This is a genomic window from Pseudomonas sp. MF6394, assembly GCF_002018845.1.
GTDB lineage: Bacteria > Pseudomonadota > Gammaproteobacteria > Pseudomonadales > Pseudomonadaceae > Aquipseudomonas > Aquipseudomonas lactis.
Window position 1 is genome coordinate 1 of record NZ_MVOJ01000069.1, and the last position, 4,457, is coordinate 4,457.

Here is a 4,457-nt window from a genome sequence, read left to right on the forward strand (position 1 = left end):
GTGTGTCAGCCGCTTCCAAGCTGACTGACACACCGCATTCGCGAGCAAGCCCGCTCCCACATTTTGTTCTGCGCATGAAAATGAAACCGGTTTCAGAGGTAAACAACAATGCATAAATACCCCGTCTCCATCAGCCTTTCCAGCTACGGCGCCGACCTGGTTCGCCAGCAGGGCCAATTGAGTTTTGTCGCGCTGCTGAGCGCCGCCGGTGCCCAGCGCATTGAATGGCGTGAAGAACTGCTCACCACCGAGCAACCGGCCGAGCTGGCCCTGGCCGCTGCAGAACAAGGCCTGGAATCAGTCTTTTCCTCGCCCTTGGAACTCTGGGTCGCCGGCCGTGCCCAGCCCAATGCCGAGCTGGCCGCTACCCTGGATCGCGCCCAGGCCTTTGGTTCGGGCTGGTTGAAAGTGTCCCTCGGTTACTTCACCGACACCAACGATCTGGAAAGCCTGCACGCCCTGCTCAACCGCCACCCGGTCAAGTTGCTGGTGGAAAACGACCAGACCCTGCACGGCGGGCGCATTGAACCGATGCAACGGTTCTTCACCGAAGTCGAACGCCTGGGCCTGCCAGTGAAAATGACCTTCGATATCGGCAACTGGCAGTGGCAAGACCAATCCGCGCTCACCGCTGCGCGGTTGCTGGGCCGGCATGTGGATTACCTGCACTGCAAGGCCGTGGCCCGTCGCGCCGACGGCAAGCTGGTGGCCTTGCCGCCGGGCGCCACCGACCTGCGTCTGTGGGAACAACTGCTTAAACACATGACTCAAGGTATTACCCGGGCGGTGGAATTTCCGTTGCAGGGCGATGACCTGATCGAGGTCACCGCGCAACAGGTCACCACTCTCGCCCGCCTTGGCCAACCCCATGTGGAGAACGCCCATGTCTGAGATCGATATCCTCTCGTTTGGCGAAACCATGGCGATGTTTGTCGCCGAACAGACCGGCGACCTGGCCCAGGTCGGGCAGTTTCACAAACGCATTGCCGGCGCCGACAGCAACGTCGCCATCGGGCTGTCGCGCCTGGGGTTCAACGTGGCCTGGCTGAGCCGCGTGGGTAACGACTCCCTCGGGCGTTTTGTGGTCGACACCCTGAGCAAAGAGGGGCTCGATTGCCGCCATGTGGCCGTCGACCCGCTGCACCCTACCGGCTTTCAACTCAAGTCCCGTGAAGAGGCCGGCGCAGACCCTCAAGTGGAGTACTTTCGCAAAGGCTCGGCCGCCAGCCACTTGTGCATCGACGCCATCCACCCGACGTTGCTGCAAGCCCGTCATTTGCACGCCACCGGCATTCCGCCAGCGTTATCCGACGCCACCCGCGCACTGTCGTTCGAGCTGATGACGCAAATGCGCAAGGCCGGGCGCAGCGTGTCGTTCGACCCGAACCTGCGCCCGTCCCTGTGGGCCAGCCAGGCGCAGATGATCCGCGAAATCAACGCGTTGGCCGCTCTGGCCGACTGGGTGTTGCCGGGCCTGGGCGAAGGTCGCCTGCTCACCGGGTTCGACGACCCGCAAGACATCGCCGCGTTCTATCTCGACCAGGGCGCCGAAGCCGTGGCAATCAAGCTCGGCGCCGAGGGCGCCTATTACCGCACCCATATGGACCAGGGTTTTGTCGCCGCCGTACCGGTGGCCAAGGTGGTGGATACGGTCGGTGCCGGCGATGGCTTTGCCGTGGGCATGATCAGCGCCCTGCTGGAAAACTCAAGCTTCCCCGAGGCCGTGCAGCGCGGCAACTGGATCGGCAGCCGCGCCGTGCAGAGCCGTGGCGATATGGAGGGTTTGCCGACCCGCGCTGAATTAACCACCCGATCCGTTGCGTGACCCATTACCTGTTGCCACAACTACAACAAGCTCAGGAGCAACCCCATGGAAACCGTGAAACTCGCCACCCGTCGCTGGTGGTACATCATGCCTATCGTGTTTATCACCTACAGCCTGGCCTACCTGGACCGCGCCAACTACGGCTTCGCCGCCGCGTCCGGCATGGCCGAAGACCTGATGATCACGCCGGGCATGTCTTCGCTGCTCGGTGCGCTGTTTTTCCTTGGCTACTTTTTCTTCCAGGTGCCAGGGGCGATCTACGCGCAAAAGCGCAGCGTCAAGAAACTGATCTTCGTCAGCCTGATCCTCTGGGGCGGCTTGGCCACGCTGACTGGCGTGGTGTCCAACGCCTACATGCTGATCGTCATCCGCTTCATGCTCGGGGTGGTCGAGGCCGCCGTGATGCCGGCCATGCTGGTATACCTGTGTCACTGGTTCACCCGTGCCGAACGCTCGCGGGCCAACACCTTCCTGATCCTCGGCAACCCGGTGACCATGCTGTGGATGTCGGTGGTGTCGGGCTATCTGGTGCAGCATTTCAGCTGGCGCTGGATGTTTATCATCGAGGGCCTGCCGGCAGTGTTGTGGGCGTTTATCTGGTGGAAGCTGGCCGATGAGCGTCCTAAGGATGCCACGTGGCTGAGCGACGCCGAAAAGCACAGCCTGGAAACCGCCCTCGCCGCCGAACAGGTGGGGATCAAGGCCGTGAAAAACTACGCCGAGGCGTTCCGTTCGCCCAAGGTGATCATTCTCGCCCTGCAGTTCTTTTGCTGGAGCATTGGCGTGTACGGCTTCGTGCTGTGGCTGCCGTCGATCCTCAAGGCCGGTTTGCAGATGGACATGGTCGAAGCCGGCTGGCTCTCGGCGCTGCCTTACCTGGCGGCGGTGATCGGCATGCTCGTGGTGTCCTGGGGTTCGGACAAGCTGCAAAAACGTAAGCGTTTTGTCTGGCCGCCGCTGTTGATTGCGTCAATTGCCTTCTACGCGTCCTACGTGTTGGGCGCCGAACACTTCTGGTGGTCCTACACCCTGCTGGTGATCGCCGGGGCCTGCATGTACGCACCCTACGGCCCGTTTTTCGCCATCGTCCCGGAAATCCTGCCGGCCAACGTCGCCGGTGGCGCCATGGCGCTGATCAACAGCATGGGCGCCCTGGGCTCGTTCGGCGGCTCGTACTTGGTGGGTTACCTCAACAGCAGCACCGGCTCGCCCGGCGCTTCTTATCTGCTGATGAGCGGCGCGCTGCTGCTTTCCGTGGTGCTGACGATTTTCCTCAAGCCCGGCGCCAGTGACCGCTCGCCGGCGCCAACCCTGGAATTGAAGGTAAAAACCTCATGAAAAAGTCTGTCGTGCTGTACAAAAAACTCTCCGCCCCGCTCATGGCTCGTCTGCATGAGCAGGTCGACGTCACGCTGATTGACGCACTGGATGAAACCGGCCTGGCCAAGCTGCGCGATGCCCTGCCCACCGCCCATGGCCTGCTGGGTGCAAGCCTGCGCCTGGACGCACGGCTACTCGATCTGGCGCCCCAGCTGGAAGCCGTGGCCAGCGTCTCGGTGGGCGTCGACAATTACGATATCGACTACCTGACCGAGCGCGGCATCCTGCTGAGCAACACTCCGGATGTGCTTACCGAGACCACCGCCGACACCGGTTTTGCGCTGATCCTGGCCACCGCCCGGCGTGTGGTCGAGCTGGCTGACATGGTGCGTGCCGGCCAGTGGAACAAAAACATCGGCCCGGCGCATTTTGGCAGCGATGTCCATGGCAAGACCCTGGGCATCATCGGCATGGGCCGCATCGGCGAAGCCCTGGCCCAGCGTGGGCATTTTGGCTTCGGCATGCCGGTGATCTACCACAGTCACTCGCCCAAGCCGGCGGTTGAGGCACGCTTTGGGGCGCAGTACCGCAGCTTGCAGGCCTTGCTTAAAGAGGCGGATTTTGTCTGCCTGACATTACCGTTGACGGCTGAAACCGAGAAGTTGATTGGCGCCGAGGAATTCGCGCTGATGGGGCCAGAGACGATCTTTATCAATATCTCGCGAGGCAAGGTGGTGGATGAGGCGGCGCTGGTGCAAGCGTTGCAGCAACGCACTATCCGCGCGGCGGGGTTGGATGTGTTTGAGAAAGAGCCGCTGGATCATGCGTCGCCGTTGTTGCGGTTGAATAATGTGGTAGCCACACCGCATATTGGCTCGGCGACCCATGAGACGCGGGAGGCGATGGCTAAGTGTGCGGTGGATAATCTGCTGGCGGCACTGGCTGGCGAAAAGCCGGTAAACCTGGTGAATCCAGGGGCATGGAGGCACTGATACAACACAAGAGCAAATGTGGGAGCGGGCTCGCCTGCGAAGACGGCCTACCAGCCGACACTTCTCTACCTGACACCCCACAATCAAACTGTGGGAGCGGGCTTGCTCGCGAAGGCGGCCTGGCAGTCAACACAGTTGGACCGGGTACATATCCGTTATTTAGGTAACGGCCACTTAGGGTTCCGCCCTGACGTGAACTGCCCCCCGAATGTTGGACACCTGCCCCCTCGGGAGAGTGTTCCATGACGAAATACAACCTAGCGCTCAAGCAATCATTGATTGAAGAGTGCCTGTCTGCCAGTAGTGTTCATGAGGTGGCC

4 protein-coding genes are annotated in these 4,457 nt (G+C 61.6%); all 4 read left to right on the forward strand.

The genetic code is table 11. The features are described 5' to 3' along the window. The first annotated feature begins 108 nt into the window (after positions 1 to 108). From MF6394_RS32675 to MF6394_RS32690, 4 genes are read left to right on the forward strand one after another with little or no spacing between them, the layout of a single operon-like run. Complete coding sequence (locus MF6394_RS32675; RefSeq protein WP_069558966.1) at positions 109 to 891, forward strand: sugar phosphate isomerase/epimerase family protein; 783 nt, start codon at positions 109 to 111, stop codon at positions 889 to 891. Next, the gene (locus MF6394_RS32680; protein WP_069558965.1) at positions 884 to 1,825 is read left to right on the forward strand and encodes a sugar kinase; all 942 of its coding nucleotides are present in this window, start codon (positions 884 to 886) and stop codon (positions 1,823 to 1,825) included. Before MF6394_RS32675 ends, MF6394_RS32680 begins: the two co-directional genes overlap by 8 nt. A 45-nt stretch (positions 1,826 to 1,870) precedes the next feature. After that, positions 1,871 to 3,163 carry an MFS transporter gene (locus MF6394_RS32685; protein ID WP_003190917.1) on the forward strand — a complete coding sequence of 431 codons (1,293 nt, stop codon included), beginning with the start codon at positions 1,871 to 1,873 and terminating at the stop codon, positions 3,161 to 3,163. Then, on the forward strand, positions 3,160 to 4,137 hold the full coding sequence (locus tag MF6394_RS32690) for an NAD(P)-dependent oxidoreductase (RefSeq protein WP_044273485.1): 978 nt from the start codon (positions 3,160 to 3,162) through the stop codon (positions 4,135 to 4,137). The genes MF6394_RS32685 and MF6394_RS32690 overlap by 4 nt, the downstream gene beginning before the upstream one ends. Positions 4,138 to 4,457 lie beyond the last annotated feature (320 nt).